Origin of the sequence: Oceanihabitans sediminis (genome assembly GCF_003337215.1) — a bacterium.
Taxonomy (GTDB): domain Bacteria; phylum Bacteroidota; class Bacteroidia; order Flavobacteriales; family Flavobacteriaceae; genus Oceanihabitans; species Oceanihabitans sediminis.
Window position 1 is genome coordinate 689,970 of record NZ_QPIG01000001.1, and the last position, 24,947, is coordinate 714,916.

Genomic DNA, 24,947 nt, shown 5'->3' on the forward strand with positions numbered 1-24,947 from the left:
ATAATAATGAAATTTCGGTAAAAACTGAAATATAAATAATTTGTCAATGAATAAAATTGAACACATTGGTATTGCTGTAAAAGACCTTAAGAAGGCTAACAAATTATACGCACAACTTTTTGGTGAAGCTCATTATAAGGTTGAAGAAGTGGCTAGCGAAGGAGTAAATACTTCGTTTTTTAAAGTAGGCGAAAATAAAATAGAATTATTAGAAGCTACAAATAAAGATAGTGCTATTGCAAAGTTTATTGAGAAAAAGGGTGAGGGAATTCATCATATTGCTTTTGATGTTGATGATATAGAAGCAGAAATAAAAAGATTAAAATCTGAAGGGTTTAAAATCATAAACGAAACACCTAAAAAAGGCGCAGACAATAAGTTAGTAGCCTTTTTGCACCCTAAATCTACAAACGGTGTACTTATAGAGCTTTGCCAAGAGATCAAGTAATTAAAAAAAGGTTTGCAAGATTTTAAAATTAGTAGTAATATTGCAATCCGAATTCGGGTCCTATAACTCAGCTGGTTAGAGTATCTGACTCATAATCAGAAAGTCCCTGGTTCGAGCCCAGGTGGGACCACATTTAAAATCAAGCCTTTACAGAAATGTAGAGGCTTTTTTAGCTTAATACTTAATTATTTTATAGTTTTTAAGTCTTATAGCACTCTCTAATATTATTTATAAATAGCAATTTTGTTTGGTTGAAAGTGACATATTAGGTGATTATTTCTGGAGCCTAATTATATCAAGATTCCCTGTTAATCATAAAATTAGCAAAGTTAAGATATAAATTATTGGCAAAAATTTGAATTATTTTCAAGTTTGATTTTGTAAAATCTTTATAGTTCCTTTTCGTTAGGTAAAAACTCATTTTAGTATATAATAATTAGCTTAAGTGTTAATTTTTTAAGAACCTAAAAACAGCCTGTGTTTTCTAATGAAAAATCCTAAACATATCTGATAATCTGATATTTAGAATCAAAGTAGTACTCTAGTAGTTATTCTAATTCTAGAAACGAAATTTTTAGATAAATTTAAATATGCTTTTTTTTGTTTTGATAATTAACATTTTTTTATACATTTACAACACAATGATTAATAGAAACAAAAATATGCTCGCCTCAGTCTTATTTGTTTTGATAAGTTTTGTGTGTGTAGCACAAGACACACCACAGCCACCAGCACCAGCACCACCACCTGGTTTACCTATTGATTCAGGTGTTTATGTAATTTTAGTTATTGGTTTGATGTACGGAGCTTATAAAATATTAAGGTTTAAGGTTAATTCTAAAGCCTAGTACTTATTCAAGTTTACAAGTCTACTTACATACTTGCCAATAACATCAAATTCTAAATTCACTTCTGTTCCAACCTTAAAATTCTTAAAGTTTGTATGTTCATAAGTATAAGGTATAATAGCTACACTGAAAGTGTCTTTTTTAGAATTAACAACGGTTAAACTCACTCCGTTAACGGTTATAGATCCTTTTTCAATAGTCACATTATTAAGTTTGCTATCGTATTCAAAGGTAAATATCCAACTTCCCGAAGCATTTTCAATATTAGTACAAACAGCTGTTTGATCTACATGTCCTTGTACTATATGACCATCTAATCTATCGCCAAGTTTCATAGCTCTTTCTAAATTCACTATATCGTTAACCTTTAATTGTTTTAGGTTTGTTTTTTCTAGTGTCTCTTTAATTGCTGTAACTACATACTTTTTATCGCTTATAGAAACCACTGTTAAACACACTCCATTGTGAGCTACACTTTGGTCTATTTTTAATTCCTGAGTATATGCACATTCAATAGTAAAGTGAATATTATCTAGCTCTTTATCTATTTGTTTAACAACTCCTAATACTTCAATGATTCCTGTAAACATTATTGTCGATTATTTAATTAAATTTGCAGCAGTAAAATTACAAACAAAAGTTAGTATTATTAATGAAGAAAGAAGAAAATATAAAAGTTGGTATTTCTATTGGCGATTTAAACGGAATAGGAGCAGAAATAGTGCTTAAAACTTTTGAAGACCCAAGAATGCTAGAGTTTTGTACTCCAGTAATTTTTGCATCTATCAAAACCATGACCTTTTTAAAGAATCATTTTAAAATAAATGTGAATTTAAACGGAATTCAAAGTGCAGATAAAATTATTCCACAAAAAATAAATGTTTGGAATGTTTGGAATGACCATGTAAAAATTCAATTTGGCAAAGAAGATACGAAAGTAGGTGAATTTGCTATTCGCTCTTTAGAAGCAGCTACCAAAGCCTTAAAGGAAGGTAATGTAGATGTCTTAGTTACTGCACCAATAAACAAGCATAACATACAGTCAGATACCTTTAAATTCCCAGGCCATACAGATTACTTAGCACAAGAATTAGAAGGAAATAGCTTAATGTTAATGGTAGCAGACTCTCTACGTGTTGGTTTATTAACAGATCATGTTCCTATTAAAGATATAGCTTCGCATATTACTCCGAAACTTATTAAAGAAAAAATTGAAACGATTTATCATTCGCTTCAAATGGACTTTAAAATAAGAAAACCTAAAATTGCTGTTCTAGGAATTAATCCGCATACCGGCGATAATGGTGTAATAGGTGTTGAAGACGATAAAGTGCTTAGGCCAACCTTAGAAGCTATTAAAAAAACGGGTAAATTGGTTTTCGGACCTTATGCAGCCGATAGTTTCTTTGGTTCTAATAACTATACAAATTTTGACGCAATTATTGCATCTTATCATGATCAGGGCTTAATACCATTCAAAACGCTTTCTTTCGGACAAGGGGTAAATTATACAGCCGGACTTAATAAGGTAAGAACTTCGCCAGATCACGGAACAGCTTTTGAAATAGCAGGAAAGAATGTAGCAGATAATAGCTCATTCAAAGAAGCTGTCTTTAAGGCTCTTGAGATTTTTAAAAACAGAATAGAGTTTGAAGAAATCACGAAAAACCCTTTAAAATTCAACCAAAAAAAGATATAAACAAAAAAATGTTTATAACTAGGCTTTGGTAAATAAAAATTTATATCTTTGCAGGCTCAAAATAGATGTGAATAATGAAGCTGTTGAAAACATTTACAATTCCATTTGTAGGTTTAAAGGATGGAAATCACCATTTTGAGTATGATATTGAACAATCGTTCTTTGAGCATTTTGGGTATGAAGATTACAATGATTCAAACATTAAAGTAAATCTTGTTTTAACAAAAAAACCAACATTATTAGAGTTGGATTTTGATATTAAAGGATTTGTAAATGTAAATTGTGACTTAACCAATGAGCCTTACAACCAAGAAGTTGAAACAAATTTTGATTTGGTTGTTAAGTTTGGAGATGAATACAATGATGAGAACATTGATATATTAATCATACCGCACGGTGAATATGAAATAAATGTACAACAGTATATTTACGAACTCATTGTTTTAGCAGTACCTAATAAACTAATCCATCCAGGAGTAGAAGATGGAACATTAGATTCTGAAATACTAAAAAAATTAGAAGAACTCAGCCCTAAAGAAGCTGAAGATAAAAATAAAGATGAGGACATTGATCCTCGTTGGAATACATTAAAGAAACTATTAACGGATAAATAACATAAAAAATGGCACATCCTAAAAGAAAAATCTCCAAAACAAGAAGAGATAAAAGAAGAACACATTACAAAGCAACTGCGCCACAGATTGCTACTTGCCCTACAACAGGTGAAGCTCACTTATATCATAGAGCACATTGGCATGAAGGAAAATTATACTATAGAGGTCAAGTATTAATTGATAACTCTGAAGAAGAAAATGTAGCATAAGTACTATGCGTGCATACAATAAAACGCTCCATTGTGAGCGTTTTTTTTGTTTTATGTTTTTCTTTACGTTAAAAACCACTTAATTTGCATTAGAATTTACTAGAAATAGACAGATTTTATAATTTTGTACTCTTTTTGGTAATTTTTAATGATTTTTAGGTCAAATTAACACTCAAAAGTATGAGTAAAATCACAGCAGCAATAACAGCTGTAGGAAAGTATCTGCCAGAATACGTATTAACCAACCAAATATTGGAAACAATGGTTGATACAAATGATGAATGGATAACTACGAGAACAGGTATTAAGGAACGAAGAATACTTAAAGAAAAAGGAAAAGGAACCTCCTTTCTTGCAATCGAAGCAGCTAAAGATTTGATTCAAAAGTCAGATCTAGACCCTAAAGAAATAGAACTAGTAATTGTTGCTACAGCTACTAGAGATATGCAAGCTTCTTCAACAGCTGTATATGTAGCATCTAAAATAGGCGCAACAAATGCTTTTGGTTTCGATTTAGATGCAGCTTGCTCAAGCTTTTTATATGCAGTTTCAACAGCATCAAGCTTTATTGAATCTGGAAAATATAAAAAAGTATTAGTTATAGGAGCAGATATGAATTCTTCTATGATAGACTACACAGATAGAGCAACATGTATCATATTTGGAGATGGAGCAGGAGCAGTACTTTTTGAAGCTAATTCAGAAGGCCTAGGGGTTCAGGATGAATACTTAAGAAGTGATGGTGCAGGAAGAGAATTTTTGCAAGTACCAGCAGGTGGATCTATTGAACCAGCTACGTTAGAAACCGTAAAAGCAGGAAAGCATTTTGTATATCAAGATGGTAAAACTGTTTTTAAATGGGCAGTTTCTAATATGGCAGATGTTTGTATGAAAATTTTAGATAGAAATAATCTTACAAATGATGATGTAAATTGGCTAGCAGCACATCAAGCAAATAAAAGAATCATAGATGCTACTGCTAACAGAATGAATCTAGAAGCAGATAAAGTAATGATGAACATCCAAAATTACGGAAACACTACTTCTGCAACTATTCCTCTATTATTAAACGATTATGAATCTGAACTGAAAAAAGGAGACAATATAGTTCTTGCTGCTTTTGGAGGCGGATTTACTTGGGGGTCTATTTACTTAAAATGGGCTTATAATTCTTAACTAAACAAAAAAGCATAATTTAAATCTAAATATTATGGATATTAAAGACATTCAAAACCTAATTAAATTTGTAGCTAAGTCTGGTGCAAGTGAAGTAAAATTAGAAACAGAAGATGTGAAAATCACTATTAAAACAGGTAGTGATGATAAGACTGAAACACAAACAATCGTTCAGCAAATTCCAATGCAAGCTCAGATGCCACAAGCTCCTGTAGCTGCTCCAGCACAACCAGCTGCTCCGGTTACACCAGCGCAACCTGTAGCTGCAGAGGATGATAACTCAAAATATATCACCGTAAAATCACCAATTATCGGAACTTTATATAGAAAACCAGCTCCAGACAAACCAGTTTTTGTGGAAGTAGGTCAAACTATTAAAGAAGGTGACGTATTATGTATTATCGAAGCAATGAAACTTTTCAACGAAATCGAATCAGAAGTATCTGGTAAAATCGTAAAAGTTCTTGTAGATGATTCATCTCCAGTTGAATTTGATCAACCACTATTTTTAGTAGACCCATCATAATCTAAAGTTTAAAGTTTAAAATTTAAGGTTCTAGTTTCCGCTAGAACAATAAAAACAAAACCTATAAACTTATAAACTCAAAATTATGTTTAAAAAAATACTAATTGCCAATAGAGGAGAAATTGCACTTCGTGTAATTAGAACCTGTAAAGAAATGGGAATCAAAACGGTTGCTGTTTATTCTACTGCAGACGCAGAAAGTTTGCACGTAAAATTTGCAGATGAAGCTGTTTGTATTGGCCCAGCAGCAAGTAGCGAATCTTATTTAAAAATGTCTAACATTATTGCTGCTGCAGAAATTACAAATGCAGACGCAATACACCCTGGATACGGATTCCTTTCAGAAAACGCTAAATTTTCTAAAATTTGCGAAGAGCACAATATTAAATTTATTGGTGCTTCTGAAGAAATGATCGACAGAATGGGAGACAAGGCTAATGCAAAAGCTACAATGCTTAAAGCGGGAGTACCATGTGTTCCAGGAAGTGAAGGAGTTATTACAGATTTTGAAGAATGCCAAAAAGTAGCTGAAGAAACAGGATACCCAGTAATGCTAAAAGCTTCTGCCGGTGGTGGAGGTAAAGGAATGCGTGCTGTATGGAAACCAGAAGATCTTAAGGAAGCTTGGGAATCTGCAAGACAAGAGTCTAAAGCTGCATTTGGAAATGATGATATGTACATGGAAAAACTTATCGAAGAGCCACGTCATATCGAAATTCAAATCGTTGGTGATTCAACAGGTCGAGCATGTCACTTATCAGAAAGAGATTGTTCTATTCAAAGACGTCATCAAAAGTTAACAGAAGAAGTTCCTTCTCCGTTTATGACAAAAGCTTTACGTAAGAAAATGGGTGAAGCAGCTGTAAAAGCAGCAGAATACATAAAATACGAAGGAGCAGGTACCATAGAGTTTCTTGTAGATAAGCATAGAAACTTCTACTTCATGGAAATGAATACACGTATTCAAGTAGAGCACCCAATTACAGAACAGGTAATTGATTTTGATCTTATACGTGAGCAAATCTTAGTAGCAGCAGGAGTACCAATTTCTGGTAAAGACTATACACCAAAATTACATTCTATTGAGTGTAGAATTAACGCAGAAGATCCTTATAATAACTTTAGACCTTCTCCAGGAAAAATTACCACATTACATGCTCCTGGCGGACATGGAGTTCGTTTAGATACGCATGTGTATGCAGGATATACTATTCCGCCAAACTACGACTCAATGATTGCTAAGTTAATTACAACAGCGCAAACACGTGAAGAGGCTATCAATAAAATGAAGCGTGCTTTAGATGAGTTTGTAATTGAAGGTATAAAAACAACTATCCCTTTCCACAGACAATTAATGGATCATCCAGATTATTTAGCAGGAAATTACACTACTAAATTCATGGAAGATTTTGTAATGGAAGAACCAAAAGAAGATTAATTGTAAAACATACTTCTAGATATTTATCTAGAAGTATCAAATTAATTATTTTATTCCTATGAAATTGGGAACTTAAAAACTCCGAAATTTATTTCGGAGTTTTTTTATGCTTATTAAACTACAAAATTTACATAGTAGCATCATAATTAGCTGCTTAAATATTAATACAAACAATTAGTTATTTGGTATTATGATAATTAAGGATATCTGCTAAGTCTTCCTAGCTCTATGTTCGCATAGTAATTTAACAATATAAAATTTGCATTCTATTTTATGCTAAGTATATTTAGTGCTTCAAAAAAATCAACCTAACTAATTATGAGAAAAAAACTACTTAATGTTTTATCGTTAGCACTGTTTTTGCTTTGCTTTTCGGTAAATGGACAAACCAAACATTTTAAAAAGGCGGTTAATGCCAAACAGCAAAACAGCTTAACAATTCAACCTGATTACACAACGTACTCTATTAATATTGACCAATTAATGGTGGACTTGTCTAAAGCACAAGTTAGAGGTGCTTCTAACTTAAGATCTAGTAACTTTACACTAGAAATTCCTAACCTTAAAGGAAAGTCTGAAAGTTACATAATTCAAGAATTTTCTGTAATGGCTCCAGAATTACAGGCTCAATATCCACAAATTAGATCTTATGTAGGATACGGAATTGATACCCCAAGTTCTTATTTAAGATTTACAATTTCACCTTATAAAGGTTTATCTGGAATTATTCTTTCTGGAGAAGAAGGAAAGACTATGGTTTTAGAACCTAGTAGAACAGATGTTTCAAAAGTATCTATTTTAAAGAAAGAACAATCTTACAGTTTAGCTAAAGAGTTTGAATGTACTACTCCAGATGATTTTGATATGAGTTTAGACAACTTAGGTCAAAACTCGCGTACTTCTGCAGATGGTATATTACATACTTTCGATCTTGCAATGTCTGTTACTGGTGAGTATTCTCAATTTCATGGTGGTACTCTTCCTCAAGTAAATGCTGCTATTGCAAATACGCTTACTACGGTAAATGCAGTTTTTGAAAATGACTTTAACGTAAATATGGTATTAATTGCTAATAATGATGATGTTGTATTTTTAGATCCGGCTTCAGACCCTTATAGTGGAACATCAGATGGTGCCTATAATACGGTTTTAAGAAGTACTTTAAACAGTAATATTGGTGTAAGTAATTATGATATTGGTCATTTAATGGCTGGTATAGGAAATAATGGTAATGCTGGATGTATTGGTTGTATTTGTGAATGGAACAAAGGAAGTGGTTTTACAACTAGTACAAGTCCTGTTGGAGTAAACTTTGATATTGACTTTGTTGCTCATGAAATGGGACACCAATTTGGAGCAAACCATACCTTTACTATCAGAAATGAAGGCACAAATGCTCACATGGAGCCTGGTAGTGGTTCTACTATTATGGGATATGCTGGAATTACTGGGGCTACAGACGTTCAATCAAATTCTGACCCATATTTCCATGCATTTTCAATACAACAAGTAATTACTCATGTTTCTACTAGAGACTGTGATGTTGAAACAGATACAGGAAATAGCGTACCAACAGCAAATGCAGGTACTAACTTAACCCTTCCAAAAGGAACACCATTTAGATTAACAGGTTCAGGATCTGATGCAGATGCTGGGGATACCTTAACATATTGTTGGGAACAATTTGATGAAAATGATGCACTAAATCCATTTCCTAGTGCTACATCAACAAATAGTAACGAGCCTTTATTTAGATCATCTATTCCAACAACTAACCCAACAAGAACTTTTCCAAAACTTTCTGATTTAGTTTCATTAGGTTTTAATGGAGGTTTATGGGAAAAAGTTCCAACTGTAGCAAGATCTGCTGACTTTAGACTTACAGTTAGAGATAATAAAGCAGGTGGAGGAGCAAATAGTTATGATGATATGACTGTTACTTGGACAGATGCTGCTGGACCTTTTATTGTGACTTCTCAAAATGAAACAGGAATTAGCTGGAATACAGGTGAAACAAAAACGATTACTTGGGATGTTGCAAATACAACAGGAGCAGGAATAAATGTTTCTAATGTAAATATTTTATTATCAACAGATGGAGGTGTAACTTTCGGTACTGTATTGGCATCAAACGTTCCTAATAATGGGGCTTATGATGTTTCTGTACCAGATGTGGTAGCTCCTTTTTGTCGAGTAATGGTTGAAGCAGTTGGTCATTCATTCTTTAATATTAACGAAAAACATTTCTCAATAAACGCTACTGTTGAAGAGGTATGTAACTCATATGAATCAGGTCCAATAGCCTTAGCTATTCCTGACGGTGCTTTTGGCGGTGGTCAAGGTGCTCCTGTATTTCATTCAATAAATGTAACCGAGAATGTTACAATAGGTGATGAAACTACTATCAAATTTAATGTGGATGTATCTCATCCAGAATTAGGAGAAGTATTAGTGCAAATTCAGCACCCTGATGTTCAAACGAACAATGCTTTTGTTAACGTATGGGTAGGAAATTGCGGAGGAAATTCTAATTTTGATATTACTTTTATTGATGGTGCACCACCAATTGTATGTGGCGATAATATTACTGGAACCTTTACTCCAGATGAAACATTAGGAGTGTTCAATGGTTTATCTACTGCGGGAGATTGGTATATTGCAGCAGTTGATTTTGCTGCTGGAAATACAGGAACAATTAATGATTGGTCTATTGAAATATGCTCTACTGTTTTAAGTACAGAAGATTACACTCTAGAAAACAGTTTTGCAATCTATCCAAACCCTAATAACGGAGAGTTTAATGTGAAATTTAACTCTACTTCAGATAATGTATCTATAGAGGTGTTTGATATTAGAGGACGTTCGGTTTACACGAAAGGATTTAATAATGCAGGAACATTTAACGAAACTATTAACTTAGGAAATGTTCAAGCAGGAATGTACTTATTAAATGTAAATGACGGTTATAGAACTTTCACTAAAAAGATTATTGTAGAATAGTTTCTATTCCTTTTTAATACTATAAAAACTCCGAAAGTAATTTCGGAGTTTTTTTATACCCATAAGTCATAAATAAATACCTTAAATTAGTGCAATGAATTTATCTTATTGGGAAATAAAAACTTGGTTAAGTAATATAGATTTTACTATTGTTGGTAGTGGAATTGTCGGACTTAGCTGTGCACTTCAATTAAGAGAGAAATTCCCTAAAGCTAATATTTTAGTATTAGAAAAAGGAACCTTACCCCAAGGAGCAAGTACTAAAAACGCAGGTTTTGCTTGTTTTGGAAGTTTAAGCGAAATTTTAGACGATTTAAACAGTCATTCGGAAGATCAAGTAGTAGATTTAGTTCATAAGCGTTTAAATGGCTTAGCTCTTTTAAAAAGCAGTTTAGGAAACAAAACTATTGCCTATAAACAATTAGGCGGCTATGAACTTTTTACAGAAACAGATTCAGAACTATTTGAAGATTGTGTTTCAAAAATAAACTATGTGAACCAGTTACTGAAGCCTATTTTTAAGAAGGATGTTTTCGGTTTAAAGAAGAATGTTTTTCAGTTTAAAAAAATAAAAGAAAACTATATTTTCAACCCTTTTGAAGGGCAAATAGATACTGGAAAAATGATGGAGGCTTTGCTTCAAAAAGCACTTTCTAAAAACATCAAAATTCTCAATAATATAAAAGTAAAACACTATACTGAAGCATTGAATTCGGTTACAATAGAAACCAATCAGTTTAAGTTTTCTACTTCCAAACTATTAATAGCAACTAATGGTTTTGCTTCACAGTTAGATATTCCTACTGTGAAACCTGCAAGAGCACAGGTTTTAATCACCAAACCAATTAAGAATTTACATATAAAAGGAACCTTTCATTTAGATAGAGGTTATTACTATTTTAGAAATATTGATAATAGAATCTTATTTGGTGGCGGAAGAAACCTAGATTTTAAAACAGAAGAAACTACCGAATTAGGGCAAACAAGTCTTATACAAAACAAATTAGAAGAATTATTAAAAACAACAATCTTACCAGGTATAGACTTTGAAATAGATTACAAATGGTCTGGAATAATGGGAGTAGGGACAAGTAAACAGCCTGTTGTTAAACAATTGTCTAATCATGTGTATTGTGGAGTTAGATTAGGTGGTATGGGGGTTGCAATAGGTAGTTTAGTAGGAAAAGAATTAGCAGAATTGGTGTAAGATGATAAAACGTTTTTTCTTATTTATATTAAAAACTATTTTTTGGCTAATTGTCTTTTCTGTAGCCTGGGTTTTTCCTTATAAATGGGTTCCTGTGTATATAACGCCATTAATGATTATTAGAAGTATAGAAAATCATCAAAATGGCAAAGAAACATCCTATAATCACCAATGGGTTTCTTTAGATGAAATATCAAAAAACATGCAGCTTGCTGTAATTTCTAGCGAAGATCAGAATTTTTTATACCACAATGGTTTCGATTTTGAAGCTATTGAAAAAGCTTTTGAAAACAACAAAAAAGGAAAAGTTATAAAAGGCGCAAGTACCATTAGCCAACAAACGGCAAAAAATGTTTTTCTGTGGCCAGAACGTAGTTGGTTACGAAAAGGTTTGGAAGTATATTTTACTTTTTTAATCGAGAAAATTTGGGGTAAAGAACGAATTATGGAAGTGTACTTAAACAGTATTGAAATGGGGAAAAACATTTATGGTATTGAAGCTGCATCGCAATATTGGTTTAATAAATCGGCAAATAAATTAAGTATTTATGAGGCAGCAGCAATTAGTGCTATATTACCAAACCCTAGAAATTATCAGGCAAATCCGGCTTCAAATTATATACAAAAGAGAAAGCATTGGATTGTTAATCAATCTAGAAATTTTGGAGTTTTAGATTATAATTTAAATAAAGAAAAAACAGATTGATAGTAAAACAACAACTATATAAACAGTGTTTAGATTTTGTAGAAAACCGTTTGAAAACCATTCAAAATGGTATTTTAGAAATTCAAGAATCTTTAACTTCTGAAACAAAAAGTAGTGCGGGAGATAAGCATGAAACGGGTCGTGCTATGTTACAATTAGAGCGTGAAAAGATTGGTCAGCAATTAGCAGAAACACAAAAATTAAAAGAAGTACTTTCCAAAATAGATGCAGCCAAAGTTTCTGAATCTGTTCTGCTAGGAGGTGTGGTCTACACTACTAAATCCAATTATTTTATTGCTATAAGTGCCGGAGAGTTACAAGTAGAAAAAGATAACTTTTATGCTATTTCTGTAAATACTCCCATTGCTCAATTATTAATGGGTAAAAAAGAGGGAGACAGTATTAACTTTAGAGGAACTAATTTTTGAAGTTTTAAAGGTGATGTAAACAGCAGGTTATTATTTTTTGTCTACTACAGAAAGACATGTTTTAGTGTTCCTATTAATAGCTTCTCTGTGTTCGAAATAAACATTTTCGTTATTCCAAACTGCTTCTATTAGGTAATAACTTCCTTTGAAATAACTATTTTTTACTGTTACCTCTAAATCTGAATTCTCTACAACTTGTAACCTGCTAGCATAAACAATTTCATTGCTTATAATGCTAAATTCTTCAAAAAAAGCTGCAATTAAAGGTGTTTTTGGGTTTCTGTATAAGCTTTCGGGTTTATCGTGAGCTAATAGTTTTTTGTTGTTTAAAACAATCATACTGTCTGCAAAACCTAAAACATCTTCTTTGTCATGCGTTGCAACAATACAGGCTATATTTTTTTCTTTTAGATATCGAAATACGTTTCTGCGAAGCGATTGTTTTTTAAAATTATCTATATGACTAAAGGGTTCATCTAACAATAGGATTTCAGGTGTATTTGCCAAAGCTCTTGCTAAGGCCACTCGTTGTTTTTGTCCGCCACTTAATAATTTCACTTTTGTATTGGCGAAAGGAGTGAGTTCTACAATTTCTAGTAGTTCTTTTGTTCTTTCTTGTTTTTCTTCTGGGTAAAAATTAGAAAGGTGTTTTCCTATATTTTCTGCAACAGATGTAAATGGCATCAAATCGAATTCCTGTGCTACATATTTCATAAAATCATAGCCGACTACTAGATTGAATTTCGGACCAAGAATTTCGGTTTCCTTCCTATAAATATTTCCTTCATTCAAATCATACTTTCCGTAAAGTACTTTTAAAAGGGTACTTTTTCCCGAACCACTTTCACCAATAATAGAAAGATGTTCTCCTGGTTTTACAGAAAAAGATATATTGTTTAAAACAGGGGTTTCCTTGTATGAAAAGGAAAGGTTTTTTACTTGAAGCATATATAAAAATCAAAAAACCCTTCAGTTTTTATACTGAAGGGTTTGGTGTCATTCAAAGTTTTACTTTTTAATTTCTTTGTTTGGTAATTCTTCAAACCCCATATTATAAAGTGTGAAGCCAAAGGTATCAGCATGTTGCTCTAAGATTTTACTCACAGGTGTTCCTGCTCCGTGACCCGCATCTGTTTCAATGCGTATAAGCGTTGGATTGCTTCCTGTTTGCTTGTCTTGTAATTCTGCAGCAAATTTAAAACTATGTGCAGGTACAACACGGTCATCATGATCTCCTGTTGTAACCATAGTAGCAGGGTATTGTACTCCTTCTTTTACGTTATGAACCGGAGAATAAGCTTTTAAGTATTCAAACATTTCTTTGCTATCCTCAGCAGTTCCGTAGTCATAAGCCCATCCAGCTCCAGCTGTGAATGTATGGTAACGTAACATGTCTAATACACCAACTCCTGGAAGCGCTACTTGCATTAAATCTGGACGCTGCGTCATTGTTGCTCCAACTAATAAACCTCCGTTAGAACGACCTGAAATAGCTAAATGCTTAGAATCTGTGTATTTGTTATCGATTAGGTATTCTGCAGCAGCAATGAAATCATCAAATACATTTTGTTTTTGCATTTGTGTTCCAGCTTTATGCCACTCTTTCCCGTATTCACCACCACCACGTAAGTTTGGTACAGCGTAAACTCCTCCTTGTTCCATCCAAACAGCATTAGCAGTGCTAAAGCTTGGGTTTAAGCTAATGTTGAATCCACCGTAACCGTAAAGGATCGTAGGGTTTTTACCGTTTAATTCTAATCCTTTTTTATGGGTAATAATCATAGGAACTTTTGTTCCGTCTTTTGAATTATAAAATACTTGATTGCTTTCGTATGCATCTGAATTGAAATCGATACTAGGTTTCCAGTATAATTCAGAATTTCCTGTTTCTACATCGTATTTATAGATGCTTGAAGGTGTGTTGTAGTTTGTGAACGAATAATAAAGCGTTTTTTCTTCTTTCTTTCCAGCAAAACCACCAACATTTCCTAATCCAGGTAATTCAATTTCTCTAATTAATTTCCCTTCATAATCATATTGCGAAACTTTTGAAATAGCATCAACCATATATTCTGTAAAGAAATATCCACCTCCTTTAGAAGCTGTTAATACGTATTCTGTTTCTGCAATAAATTCCTTCCAGTTTTCTGGAGTTGGGTTTTTTGCATCTACCGTTACAATTTTTTGGTTAGGAGCATCTAAGTTTGTTACTAAGTATAGTTTGCTTCCAATGTTATCAATCACTTGAGTGTCGCTATCTGTATGGTCAACAATAGCTACTAAAGGACTGTTTGGTTTTGTTAAGTCCTTTAGGTATAGTTTATTTCCAGAAGTTGAAACTCTTGGAGATAATAGTAAGTAATTGTCGTCTTCTGTTACATTAGCATAAATATATCTGTGCTTTTCTTCTGGAGTACCACCATAAATAAGTTTGTCTTCTTTTTGAGAAGTTCCTAGCTTGTGGTAGTAAACTTTATGTTGGTCTGTTTTTGCAGATAATTCACTTCCTTCTGGTTTATCATAACTAGAGTAGTAGAAGCCTTCGTTTTTGTACCAAGAAATTCCGCTAAATTTAATATCAACTAAAGTGTCTTCAATAATTTCTTTAGTTTCTGTGTTCATTACCATAATTTTTCTCCAGTCAGAACCACCTTCAGAAATAGAATATGCTAATGTTTTACCATCTTTAGAGAAACTTGTTTGTCCTAAAGAAATAGTTCCGTCTTCTTTAAATTTATTAGGATCTAAGAAAACTTCCGCAGATGCAGGATCGCCACCTTTTTTATATCTATAAATTACATATTGATTTTGTAATCCGTCGTTTTTATAAAAGTATGTATAGTCTCCTTCGTTAAATGGTGCTCCAATTTTCTCGTAGTTCCATAAAACTTCTAGACGTTCTTTTAATTCTTTTCTGTATGGGATATTTTCTAAATAACCGAATGTTGTTTGGTTTTGCGCTTTTACCCAGTCACCAGTTTCTTTACTTCTGTCATCTTCAAGCCATCTGTATGGGTCTTTCACTGTTTCACCAAAATGCGTGTATGCAGTATCTACTTTTTTGGTTTCAGGATAGTTTAATTCTATACTAGTTTCTGCTTGTTTTTTTTCTTCATTACAAGACATAATAGTTATTGCTGTAATTAAACAAAGGGTTATTTTTTTCATTTTATGTTAAATTTAATTTGGTATAAAAATAAGATAAATAAAGCTCTAATAAAATTTAGCTGTACCTTTTAGAGTGTTTTTATATTGTTTTATATGGAATTTTTGGTTTTTGGATTTAAACTAGCTGGTTTTTTACTAAATACTCTGCAATTTGAACTGCGTTTGTAGCAGCTCCTTTTCGTAAATTATCTGCTACAATCCACATATTTAATGTGTTTGGCTGTGTTTCATCTCTTCTAATTCTTCCAACAAAAACTTCATCTTTACCATTAGCTAAAATAGGCATTGGGTAGGTGTTTGTGGCAGTATTATCTTGAACTATAATCCCTTCGGTATTGCTTAGTATTTCTCTAACTTCTGCTAAATCAAAATCATTTAAAAACTCTACGTTTACAGATTCTGAATGTCCTCCGCTTGTTGGAATTCTAACGGCTGTTGCTGTAACAGAGAAGGTTCTGTCGTTAAATATTTTTTGTGGTTCTCTAGCAAGCTTCATTTCTTCTTTGGTGTATCCGTTTTCTTCAAATACATCACAATGAGGTAATGCGTTTCTGTTTATTTGGTAAGGATAAGCCATTTCGCCTTCTATTCCTTTTGTTTCGTTTTCTAATTGTTGCACCGCTTTAATTCCTGTTCCCGAAACAGATTGGTAAGTAGAAACTACAACGCGTTTCATTTTATATTTTTCATGAAGTGGTGCAAGCGCTAAAACTAGTTGAATAGTTGAGCAATTTGGGTTTGCTATAATTTTATCTTCTTTGCTAAGTTCTTTGGCATTGATTTCAGGAACAACTAATTTTTTGGTTGGATCCATTCTCCAAGCCGAAGAGTTATCTATAACTACAATACCAGCTTCAGCAAATTTTGGAGCCCATTCTAGAGAGGTGCTTCCTCCGGCAGAAAAAATCGCTATGTTGGGCTTCATCTCTAAAGCAGTTTGTACACAAACAATTTTATAATCTTTTCCGTTAAAACGAATTTCTTTTCCAACCGATCTTTCTGAAGCTACGGGTATAAATTCTGTTATTGGAAATTTGCGTTCTACCAGTACTTGTCTCATTACTTCGCCAACCATTCCGGTAGCGCCAACTACAGCTATTTTCATATAATTTAATTTATAAACACAAATGTAATTATTAAGAGTTTCAATATTCTTAAAAAGGATATAAAAAAACCACCTCGATTAGAAGTGGTTTTAGTATAAAATGGAATTTAGAAATTATTTTTTTAATAAATCTCTGATTTCAGATAATAATTCTTCTTGAGTTGGTCCAGCTGGTTTAGCAGGTTTTGGAGCTGGAGGAGTTTTTGTTTTGTTATAAGCTTTTACAATAGCAAATAAAACAGCACCAACAATAATTAAATTAATGATAGAGTTTACCCATTTCCCGTACATGATAGCGTTTTCTGGTTTAGTAACTACACCATCTGCACCAACAGTTGCTGGAGAAAGTACGTACTTTAAGTCGGCGAAGTCTACACCTCCTGCAAAGTTACCTACTATAGGCATCATAATATCAGATACAAACCCGTTTACAACCATACCTACTGCTCCAGCAAGAATAACGGCAACGGCTAAATCTATGACATTACCTGTCATAATAAAATCTTTAAATTCTTTTAACATGTTTTTTGTTTTATTGGTTAAATATATGTAGCAATTTAACTAAAATTTTATCAAATACTAAATATTACATTTTAACATTTAGCGTTTTAACGATGAAATACTCTTTTTACTCGTTGAGAGATAGCAGTAAGCAATTCGTAGGAAATGGATTTCGTAGTGTTTGCTAAAGTTTCAGCAGTTTGGTTGGTGTCAAAAACAATAACTTCATCTCCTTCTTCACAGATAATATCTGTAATATCTACCATAATCATATCCATACAAACGTTTCCTACTATTGGAGCTTTCTTACCATTTATGCTTACATAACCAATTCCGTTTCCGTATTGTCTTCCTATTCCATCGGCGTGACCAATAGGTATTGTTGCCGTTTTGGTGGTTTTTTCGGCTTTAAAGGCTCTGTTGTAACCAATGGTTTCGCCTTTTTCTATGGTGTGAATTTGAGAAATAATAGATTTAAGCGTAGCAATTGGCTTCAGGTTTTTGTTTTCTTTTTCAGAATTTCCATAACCATATAAGCCAATTCCAGATCTAACCATATTGAAATGTGCTTCTGGAAAATTTAAAATTCCTGAAGTATTGCACATATGCATCATTGGTTGATATCCTAATTTTGCACTAAACGCTGAAGCAATTTTATTGAAAGTTTCTATTTGTTTTAAAGAGAATTCTTTTTCATTAAAATCTTCACTTGCAGCTAAATGCGAAAATATGGAAGCAGGTTTTACAGAAGTGGTATTCTGAAGATTGGAAACTACAGTACCTATTTCTTCTATATTAAAACCTAATCTGTTTAATCCTGTGTTGAATTTTATATGAATAGGGTAGTTGCTTTGTTTTTCTTCGTTTGCAACTTCTATAAATTCTTTTAAAATCTTATGGCTATAAATGCTTGGTTCTAGGCATCTAGCTATAATGGTTTTAAAATATACTGGCTGCGGATGCAGAACCAAAATTGGTTTTGTAATTCCGGCATCGCGAAGCGCAACACCTTCGTTAGTAAAAGCAACAGCAAAGTAATCTACGTTTAAATTTTGTAGATGTTTTGCAATTTCAGCAGCATCTGTACCATACGCAAAGGCTTTAACTACTGCTAAAAATTTGGTGTTTTTATCAAGTTTAGATTTAAGATGTTTGTAGTTTTGAGTTAGTGCATTTAAATCTATTTCTAATATTGTTTCTTGCGCTTTAGGCATCAGAATCATTTTGTTTAGAGACAACTTCTTCAGCATCTTCCACTTGTATTGTCTTTACTTTTTCTCGCATAGTTGCTTTGTAGTATGCAGCACGACTTAAAGGTTCGTATTCTTCTGTTTCACCAAGTAAAACAAGGTTGTCGTTTGTAGATTTTCTATAGCTGTATTGTGCTAGATTTCCAGTTCTTGTACAAACAGCGTGAACTTTGGTGACGTATTCTGCAGTTGCCATTAGGTATGGCATTGGTCCGAAAGGATTTCCTTTAAAATCCATATCTAAACCAGCTACAATTACACGTATTCCTTTATTGGCTAAATCATTGCAAATACGTACTATTTCATTATCAAAAAACTGTGCTTCGTCAATTCCAACCACATCACAGCCATCTGCTAGAATAGGAATATTTGCAGCTGCTGGGACAGGAGTTGAGCGAATTTCATTTGCATCGTGAGAGACTACCATTTCTTCATCATAACGCACATCAACCGAAGGTTTAAATATTTCTACTCTCTGCCTAGCAAATTGCGCACGTTTGAGTCTGCGTATCAGTTCTTCGGTTTTACCAGAGAACATAGATCCGCAAATAACCTCAATCCATCCAAATTGTTCTTTTTGATTTACTGTATTTTCAAGAAACATTTTGTAATTTTAACACTAAAATATAACCGTTTTCCGGTTTCTATAAAGGTGGCGTAAATTTATTAAAAACAAAAGTATAATTTAGCCTAAAACAGGAAAAGTTATAAAATACACTAAAATAAATATTTAGTAAATTTACATTTCAATTAGTGGTATTTTTAAAGAAAAATTAAAAGGGTTTTGAAGAGAGTTTTTCAAGTTTTTAGAAATTCTTTTCAAATTAAATAATAAAAAAATTAGAAAAATGAAAAGGAAGTTAGAATCCGAATTAATAAGTATTGCGCATAGAATCTTAAAACTTAAAGGAAGAGAAGATGTAAATAGAATGCACGAAGAGGTTTCAAAGTTATACGAACAACTTACCGTTTTAAAATTTGCGCAAGAAAACTTTGAAGAAAGCTTGCCTACTATAGGTAATGATTCTTCGTTTTTCGAAATGCTAGACAGTGCTTTTAATAATAAAGTAAGTGATAATATTGAGGTTGAAGACAAGACCTATGTTAATATGGATGATAATGAAGAGGAAGCTATCATGGAGCCTGCTATCGAAACGATAAAAGATATGGTAGCGCAAATGCCTGACGAATCTCAGAAAATAGATGAGCTTATAGAAGAAGTTATACCAAAAGCAAAATATCAAAAAGACGATTTTCATCAAATAACAGCAGACTTTTCAGAAATGCCTGTTTTTGAAAAGGTAACAACTGCAAACGAGAAAAAATCTTTAAACGAAAAGCTTAAAGCAGGATCCTTAAGTATTGGCTTGAATGATAAAATTGCATTTACAAAACATCTTTTTGAAGGTAAAAACGAAGATTACGACAGAGTAATTTCGCAGATAAACACTGCCGATTCTTATCAAGACGCCATAAATTTTATACAAACAATGGTGAAGCCAGACTATAATAATTGGGAGAATAAAGAAGAGATTGAAGAGCGTTTTATAGAACTTATTGCAAGCAAATTCGAGTAATGTCTAAACTATATATTGTACCAACACCAATTGGAAACCTTAAAGATATTACGCTTAGAGCAATTGAAGTATTAAAGGATGCAGATCTTATTTTAGCTGAAGATACACGCACCTCGGGTAAACTCTTAAAGCATTATGAAATTGCAACACCAATGCAAAGTCATCATATGCATAATGAGCATAAAACGGTAGTTGCCTTGGTTGAAAAATTAAAATCAGGAATAACTATTGCATTAATTAGTGATGCAGGAACTCCAGCGATTTCAGATCCAGGATTTTTACTAACTAGAGCATGTGTTGAAAACGGAATTGAAGTAGATTGTTTACCAGGAGCAACAGCTTTTGTTCCCGCATTGGTAAATAGCGGATTGCCAAACGATAAGTTTGTTTTTGAAGGATTTCTTCCGGTAAAAAAAGGAAGGCAAACAAGATTACTGCTTCTAGCCGAAGAAACTAGAACAATGATTTTTTATGAAAGTCCGCATAAACTAGTAAAAACACTTTCTCACTTTTCTGAATATTTTGGAGAAGATAGACAGGTTTCCGTTTCAAGAGAACTTACCAAGTTGTACGAAGAAACACTAAGAGGAACTGCAAAAGAAGTTTTAGAACATTATACCAATAAACCTCCAAAAGGCGAAATAGTAATTGTTGTTGCAGGTAAAGGCAAATAGCAAATTTTCGCACTGTAAAACACTAATTTATGGAAGCTCTACTTCATGATATAAGACAGTGCAGAATTTGTGAAAAAGATTTACCACATGGTCCAAGGCCGATTGTTTCAGCAAGTAAAGAATCTAAAATCATTATTATAGGTCAAGCACCAGGAACCAAAGTGCATGCGTCTGGTATTGCATGGGATGATGCAAGCGGAAAACAATTACGTAAATGGCTACATGTTTCTTCCGAAGAATTTTATGACGAAACAAAATTCGCCATCATGCCAATGGGCTTTTGTTATCCAGGAAAAGGAAAATCTGGAGATCTGCCTCCAAGACCAGAATGTGCACCACAATGGCATGATGCACTTTTTAAAAAAATGCCCAAAGTAGAATTAATTCTTCTTATAGGTATGTATGCACAGAAATACTATTTAGAAAAAGATGCTAAGCGAACACTAACCGAAACCGTAGCGAATTTTAAGGAATACTTACCTAAATTTCTGCCCTTACCACATCCAAGCCCAAGAAACAGGTTCTGGCTTGCAAAAAATCCATGGTTTGAAAACGAAGTAATTCCGGTGTTGCAAGATAAGGTGAGCCTTATTTTAAAATAAATAAGCTTTCTTAAGTTTCTGTATAGAAGTAAAGCTCTATATTTAAAATTCTGCCGTACCGATAAAGGTTTTACAAATGGTAAAGTCTAATTTTTATTGGTATTTTTGAATAAATTAGAAGCTGAGGTTTGTTATAGATTAAATGAAGAAGAACTTTGGCAAATTTCAATAATTATTAATTTAAAAAATATAAAAATGACAAACAAAGTATCAACACACTGGAAAGGAAATATGCAATTTGAATCTGATAATCCTAACGGAAAAACAGTTTTAATGGATACAACTCCAGAAAATGGCGGACACAGTTCTGGATTAAGTCCTAAAGCAATGATGCTTTCTTCTTTAGCAGGTTGCTCTGGTTTAGATGTAGTTTCCGTTTTAGATAAAATGAAAGTGAAAATTGCTGATTTTAGAATGGATGCCTACGGTGAATTAACCGAAGAACACCCTAAGTATTACCATACCGTTACTTTAGAATATCACTTTTATGGCGAAGATTTAGATGAAAAGAAAATTAAAAGAGCTGTAGACTTATCTATTGAAAAATACTGTGGTGTTATGGAAATGTTTCGCAAGTTTGCAAACGTGAAAACCTCCATTCACTATCACAACAAATAAAATTACCCTTTAATTTATCAAAATTTCATTCTAGGAGCTTTTTAAAAGCTCCTAAGGATAAAAATGTTGTAGACTTATGCGTTGGACTATTAAGCCAAATCCAGAAAAAGCCAAATTAGAAAACCTACAAAAAGCACTACAAGTAGATGAAGTTGTAGCTACTTTGTTGTTGCAACGTGGTATTGAAACTTTTGAAGATGCTAAATCTTTTTTCAGACCTAGTTTAGACGACTTACACGATCCGTATTTAATGAAAGATATGGATGTTGCTGTAACTCGTATTGAGCAAGCTTTATCTAATAATGAAAATATATTAGTGTATGGTGATTATGATGTAGATGGAACCACTTCTGTGGCATTAATGTCTTCTTACTTAAGAACAAAAACAGAGCAGGTTGCTACTTATATTCCAGACAGGTATGATGAAGGTTACGGTGTTTCCTTTAAGGGAATTGACTTTGCACATGACAATGATTTTTCATTAATCATTGCACTAGACTGTGGTATTAAGGCTATTGATAAAGTTGCATATGCCAAAGAAAAAGGTATCGATTTTATTATTTGTGATCACCATAGACCAGGAGATAATATCCCAGATGCCGTTGCTGTTTTAGACCCTAAAAGAGAAGATTGTAATTACCCTTATAAAGAACTTTGTGGTTGTGGTGTTGGCTTTAAACTCATTCAGGCATTAGCTTCTAAAGAAGGAAAGCCTGTTGAAGCATTAAGTGAGTATATGGATTTGGTTGCAACTGCAATTGGTGCAGATATTGTTCCTATTACAGGTGAAAACAGGGTGCTTGCTTATTATGGTCTGCAAGTAATAAACAAATCACCAAGACCAGGAATTCAAGCTATTATCAGTCAAACTAATAAAAAGGAACTAACTATTACAGATGTTGTTTTTATTGTAGCTCCAAGAATTAATGCCGCTGGAAGAATGAAGCACGGTAATCATGCTGTTACTTTATTAACGGAAAAAGATTTTGAATCAGCTACAAAATATGCATCAGAAATAGAAAGCTATAACAGCGATAGAAAAGAAACAGATAAAAGAATTACCGAGGAAGCACTTCAACAAATTGAAGAAAACAAGGAGCAAGAAGGATTTACCACGGTGGTATATCATGAGTCTTGGCATAAAGGAATTATTGGGATTGTTGCCTCAAGGTTAATTGAAACGTATTATCGCCCAACCTTGGTGTTTACCAAAAGTGGTGATATGTTAGCGGCTTCTGCTCGTTCGGTTTCTGGCTTTGATGTATACAATGCTTTAGAAGCTTGTTCCGAGCATATTGAACAGTTTGGAGGTCATAAGTATGCTGCAGGATTAACACTAAAAGAAGAAAACTACGAAGCCTTTAAACAGGCCTTTGAAGATGTTGTTTCTAAAACCATAGATAAAACCCTTTTAGTTCCTGAAGTAAAAATAGATATGAAGATTGAATTAGCTCAGGTAAATGATAAGTTATGGCGAATTATCAAGCAGTTTGCGCCATTTGGACCTGGAAATATGACGCCAATTTTCATGACAGAAGATTTAGTTGATACCGGATATGGTAAATGTGTTGGTGATGACGATAAGCATCTGCGAATTACTGTTACTCAGCAACAAGCAGATAGAGTAGTTTGTATCGGATTTAATTTAGGAGATAAACTTCCGCTTATAAAAGACAAAAAACTATTTAAAGCGGTTTATTCTGTTGATGAAAATCATTGGCAAGGAAATGTGTCACTTCAGTTAAAATTAAGGGATATTAAAAAATAAATTTTAATGAAACAGTAGCAATTGAAGCTGTGTTCTAAGGTTTCAACCTAAACCAATAAAAGTGTGATTTAAAAGGGAGAATTAATATTCTTTTAATTCCATTTTCTCCCCATCAAAAACTCCGTAGGTATAATATTGTATCCAATCACCAAGATTAATGTATTTGGAGTTTTTACTTATATCAATATTCAACGGTAAATGCCTGTGGCCAAATACATAATAGTCTCTGTGTTTTTCTTCTTGTTTTTTCTTGCAATATTGTACTAACCACTCATTTTCTTCCCCTAAAAATTTAGCATCATCATCGCCAGAAATTAGTTTGTTTTTAACCGACATATATTGGGCTAACTTTACGCCTAAATCTGGGTGTAGCCAACGAAATAACCATTTACTAAACGGATTGGTAAACACTTTTTTCATGCGTTTATACCCTTTGTCTCCAGGACCTAATCCGTCACCATGACCAATTAAAAAAGTCTTATTGTTAAAAGTAAATTCTTTCGGGTGGAGGTATACAGGAATGTTTAGTTCTTCTTCAAAATAACCATTCATCCAAAGATCATGATTTCCAACAAAATAATGAATAGGAATTCCAGAGTCGCTAATTTCAGCTAGCTTACCAAGGGTTCTTGTAAAACCTTTTGGAACTACTGTTTTATATTCAAACCAAAAATCGAACATATCTCCCATTAAAAAAATGGCAGCAGCATCCTGTTTTACTTCATCTAACCAAGCTACAAATTTCTTTTCACGTGGAAGAGATTGTTCGTGTGTTGGTGCCCCAAGATGGTTGTCGGAAGCGAAATAGATTTTTTTTCCTTTTGGAATATTCATGAAGTAAATATAAATAAATTAGCCTCTATTTAACGAATGATTTATCGGAATTGCTCTATAGTAGGGGCTTCCGAATAAAAACTAGTTATCAGATGCAAACCACTCGGCAAAACTGCTGTCTGTTTCCTGAAGTCTTAAAGAAAATAGAGAAATATGACTTGGTAATTGTTTTTTTATTTTTTCAGCAAAATCAATAACCATCATTTCACTTGTTGGTTGATAATCTACTAAAAGTACGCTGTGATCTCTGTCTGCAAGCTCTTTAGCTAGTTCTATATGTGGGGTGTTTTTATTAAAAACAGTGGCGTGATCAAAAACATCTACGATTTCGTTTTTCACTATTTTTTTAAGATCACCAAAATCTATAACCATCCCGTATTTAACGTTATCTTTATCAGAAATAGGTGTTCCAATTACTGTTACAGACAATTTATAACTGTGCCCATGTACGTTTTTACACTTTCCATCATAGCCATAAAGTGCGTGACCTGTTTCGAAAGAAAATTGCTTTGTGATTCTAATTTTACTCATTGTAAACTTTATTATGTTTG

26 protein-coding genes and 1 tRNA gene are annotated in these 24,947 nt (G+C 33.0%); 18 read left to right on the forward strand and 9 right to left on the reverse strand.

The genetic code is table 11. The annotated features are described in order from the left end of the window. The first annotated feature begins 46 nt into the window (after positions 1-46). From mce to DU428_RS03135, 3 genes are all read left to right on the forward strand, one after another. Positions 47-448, forward strand: coding sequence for a methylmalonyl-CoA epimerase (gene mce, locus DU428_RS03125; protein ID WP_072347749.1), 402 nt, complete (start codon positions 47-49; stop codon positions 446-448). Between the two features lie 56 nt (positions 449-504). Beyond that, positions 505-578 (forward strand) — tRNA-Ile (locus tag DU428_RS03130). Positions 579-1,110: 532 nt separating this feature from the next. Next, the gene (locus DU428_RS03135; protein WP_243633439.1) at positions 1,111-1,296 is read left to right on the forward strand and encodes a hypothetical protein; all 186 of its coding nucleotides are present in this window, start codon (positions 1,111-1,113) and stop codon (positions 1,294-1,296) included. Here DU428_RS03135 and DU428_RS03140 read toward each other — a convergent pair. After that, on the reverse strand, positions 1,293-1,886 hold the full coding sequence (locus DU428_RS03140; RefSeq protein WP_072347712.1) for a riboflavin synthase: 594 nt from the start codon (positions 1,884-1,886) through the stop codon (positions 1,293-1,295). The two genes, DU428_RS03135 and DU428_RS03140, sit on opposite strands and share 4 nt — an antisense overlap. 62 nt (positions 1,887-1,948) lie before the next feature. On the opposite strand from DU428_RS03140, the gene pdxA reads away from it, so the two are divergent. From pdxA to DU428_RS03190, 10 genes are all read left to right on the forward strand, one after another. After that, the gene (pdxA, locus tag DU428_RS03145) at positions 1,949-2,995 is read left to right on the forward strand and encodes a 4-hydroxythreonine-4-phosphate dehydrogenase PdxA (RefSeq protein WP_072347710.1); all 1,047 of its coding nucleotides are present in this window, start codon (positions 1,949-1,951) and stop codon (positions 2,993-2,995) included. Positions 2,996-3,069: 74 nt separating this feature from the next. Further along, positions 3,070-3,609, forward strand: a complete 540-nt coding sequence (locus DU428_RS03150; RefSeq protein WP_072347708.1) for a YceD family protein — start codon at positions 3,070-3,072, stop codon at positions 3,607-3,609. Positions 3,610-3,617: 8 nt separating this feature from the next. Beyond that, positions 3,618-3,818: a 50S ribosomal protein L32 gene (rpmF, locus tag DU428_RS03155; RefSeq protein WP_072347706.1), complete on the forward strand. Its 201-nt coding sequence runs from the start codon at positions 3,618-3,620 to the stop codon at positions 3,816-3,818. Positions 3,819-3,998: 180 nt separating this feature from the next. Next, positions 3,999-4,994 (forward strand): beta-ketoacyl-ACP synthase III, encoded by a 996-nt coding sequence (locus DU428_RS03160; RefSeq protein ID WP_072347704.1) that lies wholly within the window; start codon positions 3,999-4,001, stop codon positions 4,992-4,994. A gap of 34 nt (positions 4,995-5,028) precedes the next feature. Next, complete coding sequence (accB, locus tag DU428_RS03165; protein WP_072347702.1) at positions 5,029-5,520, forward strand: acetyl-CoA carboxylase biotin carboxyl carrier protein; 492 nt, start codon at positions 5,029-5,031, stop codon at positions 5,518-5,520. 85 nt (positions 5,521-5,605) lie between these two features. Further along, positions 5,606-6,958: an acetyl-CoA carboxylase biotin carboxylase subunit gene (gene accC / locus DU428_RS03170; RefSeq protein ID WP_113965786.1), complete on the forward strand. Its 1,353-nt coding sequence runs from the start codon at positions 5,606-5,608 to the stop codon at positions 6,956-6,958. Positions 6,959-7,276: 318 nt separating this feature from the next. Beyond that, positions 7,277-9,958 carry a zinc-dependent metalloprotease gene (locus DU428_RS03175; protein ID WP_113965787.1) on the forward strand — a complete coding sequence of 894 codons (2,682 nt, stop codon included), beginning with the start codon at positions 7,277-7,279 and terminating at the stop codon, positions 9,956-9,958. Between the two features lie 94 nt (positions 9,959-10,052). Beyond that, positions 10,053-11,165, forward strand: a complete 1,113-nt coding sequence (locus tag DU428_RS03180) for an NAD(P)/FAD-dependent oxidoreductase (protein WP_113965788.1) — start codon at positions 10,053-10,055, stop codon at positions 11,163-11,165. A gap of 1 nt (position 11,166) precedes the next feature. Then, entirely contained in the window at positions 11,167-11,871 is a 705-nt protein-coding gene (mtgA, locus tag DU428_RS03185) for a monofunctional biosynthetic peptidoglycan transglycosylase (RefSeq protein WP_072347695.1), read from the forward strand. Next, positions 11,868-12,299 carry a GreA/GreB family elongation factor gene (locus DU428_RS03190; protein ID WP_113965789.1) on the forward strand — a complete coding sequence of 144 codons (432 nt, stop codon included), beginning with the start codon at positions 11,868-11,870 and terminating at the stop codon, positions 12,297-12,299. The genes mtgA and DU428_RS03190 overlap by 4 nt, the downstream gene beginning before the upstream one ends. Positions 12,300-12,329: 30 nt before the next feature. Here DU428_RS03190 and DU428_RS03195 read toward each other — a convergent pair whose 3' ends face one another. From DU428_RS03195 to DU428_RS03220, 6 genes are all read right to left on the reverse strand, one after another. Next, the gene (locus tag DU428_RS03195) at positions 12,330-13,247 is read right to left on the reverse strand and encodes an ABC transporter ATP-binding protein (RefSeq protein ID WP_113965790.1); all 918 of its coding nucleotides are present in this window, start codon (positions 13,245-13,247) and stop codon (positions 12,330-12,332) included. 60 nt (positions 13,248-13,307) lie between these two features. Beyond that, positions 13,308-15,467 (reverse strand): prolyl oligopeptidase family serine peptidase, encoded by a 2,160-nt coding sequence (locus DU428_RS03200; RefSeq protein ID WP_072347690.1) that lies wholly within the window; start codon positions 15,465-15,467, stop codon positions 13,308-13,310. Positions 15,468-15,582: 115 nt separating this feature from the next. Next, positions 15,583-16,572: an aspartate-semialdehyde dehydrogenase gene (locus tag DU428_RS03205; RefSeq protein ID WP_072347688.1), complete on the reverse strand. Its 990-nt coding sequence runs from the start codon at positions 16,570-16,572 to the stop codon at positions 15,583-15,585. Between the two features lie 114 nt (positions 16,573-16,686). Continuing rightward, positions 16,687-17,094 carry a large conductance mechanosensitive channel protein MscL gene (gene mscL, locus DU428_RS03210; protein ID WP_072347686.1) on the reverse strand — a complete coding sequence of 136 codons (408 nt, stop codon included), beginning with the start codon at positions 17,092-17,094 and terminating at the stop codon, positions 16,687-16,689. An 86-nt stretch (positions 17,095-17,180) separates the two neighbouring features. After that, positions 17,181-18,287 carry an alanine racemase gene (gene alr / locus DU428_RS03215; protein WP_072347684.1) on the reverse strand — a complete coding sequence of 369 codons (1,107 nt, stop codon included), beginning with the start codon at positions 18,285-18,287 and terminating at the stop codon, positions 17,181-17,183. Next, positions 18,280-18,927, reverse strand: coding sequence for a thymidine kinase (locus tag DU428_RS03220; RefSeq protein ID WP_072347682.1), 648 nt, complete (start codon positions 18,925-18,927; stop codon positions 18,280-18,282). The genes alr and DU428_RS03220 overlap by 8 nt, the downstream gene beginning before the upstream one ends. A gap of 244 nt (positions 18,928-19,171) precedes the next feature. Here DU428_RS03220 and DU428_RS03225 point away from each other — a divergent pair, with 244 nt between their 5' ends. The 5 genes from DU428_RS03225 (at position 19,172) to recJ (ending at position 23,562) form a co-directional block, all read left to right on the forward strand. Then, complete coding sequence (locus tag DU428_RS03225; RefSeq protein WP_072347680.1) at positions 19,172-19,900, forward strand: hypothetical protein; 729 nt, start codon at positions 19,172-19,174, stop codon at positions 19,898-19,900. Continuing rightward, positions 19,900-20,574: a 16S rRNA (cytidine(1402)-2'-O)-methyltransferase gene (gene rsmI / locus DU428_RS03230; protein WP_072347678.1), complete on the forward strand. Its 675-nt coding sequence runs from the start codon at positions 19,900-19,902 to the stop codon at positions 20,572-20,574. The genes DU428_RS03225 and rsmI overlap by 1 nt, the downstream gene beginning before the upstream one ends. A gap of 29 nt (positions 20,575-20,603) precedes the next feature. Further along, on the forward strand, positions 20,604-21,176 hold the full coding sequence (locus DU428_RS03235) for a uracil-DNA glycosylase family protein (protein WP_072347676.1): 573 nt from the start codon (positions 20,604-20,606) through the stop codon (positions 21,174-21,176). Between the two features lie 195 nt (positions 21,177-21,371). Further along, positions 21,372-21,794 carry an OsmC family protein gene (locus DU428_RS03240; protein ID WP_072348853.1) on the forward strand — a complete coding sequence of 141 codons (423 nt, stop codon included), beginning with the start codon at positions 21,372-21,374 and terminating at the stop codon, positions 21,792-21,794. Between the two features lie 76 nt (positions 21,795-21,870). Further along, positions 21,871-23,562, forward strand: a complete 1,692-nt coding sequence (gene recJ, locus DU428_RS03245; RefSeq protein WP_113965791.1) for a single-stranded-DNA-specific exonuclease RecJ — start codon at positions 21,871-21,873, stop codon at positions 23,560-23,562. Positions 23,563-23,643: 81 nt separating this feature from the next. Here recJ and DU428_RS03250 read toward each other — a convergent pair whose 3' ends face one another. Both DU428_RS03250 and DU428_RS03255 read right to left on the reverse strand, forming a co-directional pair. Beyond that, positions 23,644-24,396, reverse strand: a complete 753-nt coding sequence (locus tag DU428_RS03250; RefSeq protein WP_113965792.1) for a UDP-2,3-diacylglucosamine diphosphatase — start codon at positions 24,394-24,396, stop codon at positions 23,644-23,646. An 81-nt stretch (positions 24,397-24,477) separates the two neighbouring features. After that, a complete protein-coding gene (locus DU428_RS03255; protein ID WP_072347670.1) occupies positions 24,478-24,927 on the reverse strand; it encodes a 6-pyruvoyl trahydropterin synthase family protein in 450 nt (149 codons plus the stop codon). Positions 24,928-24,947 lie beyond the last annotated feature (20 nt).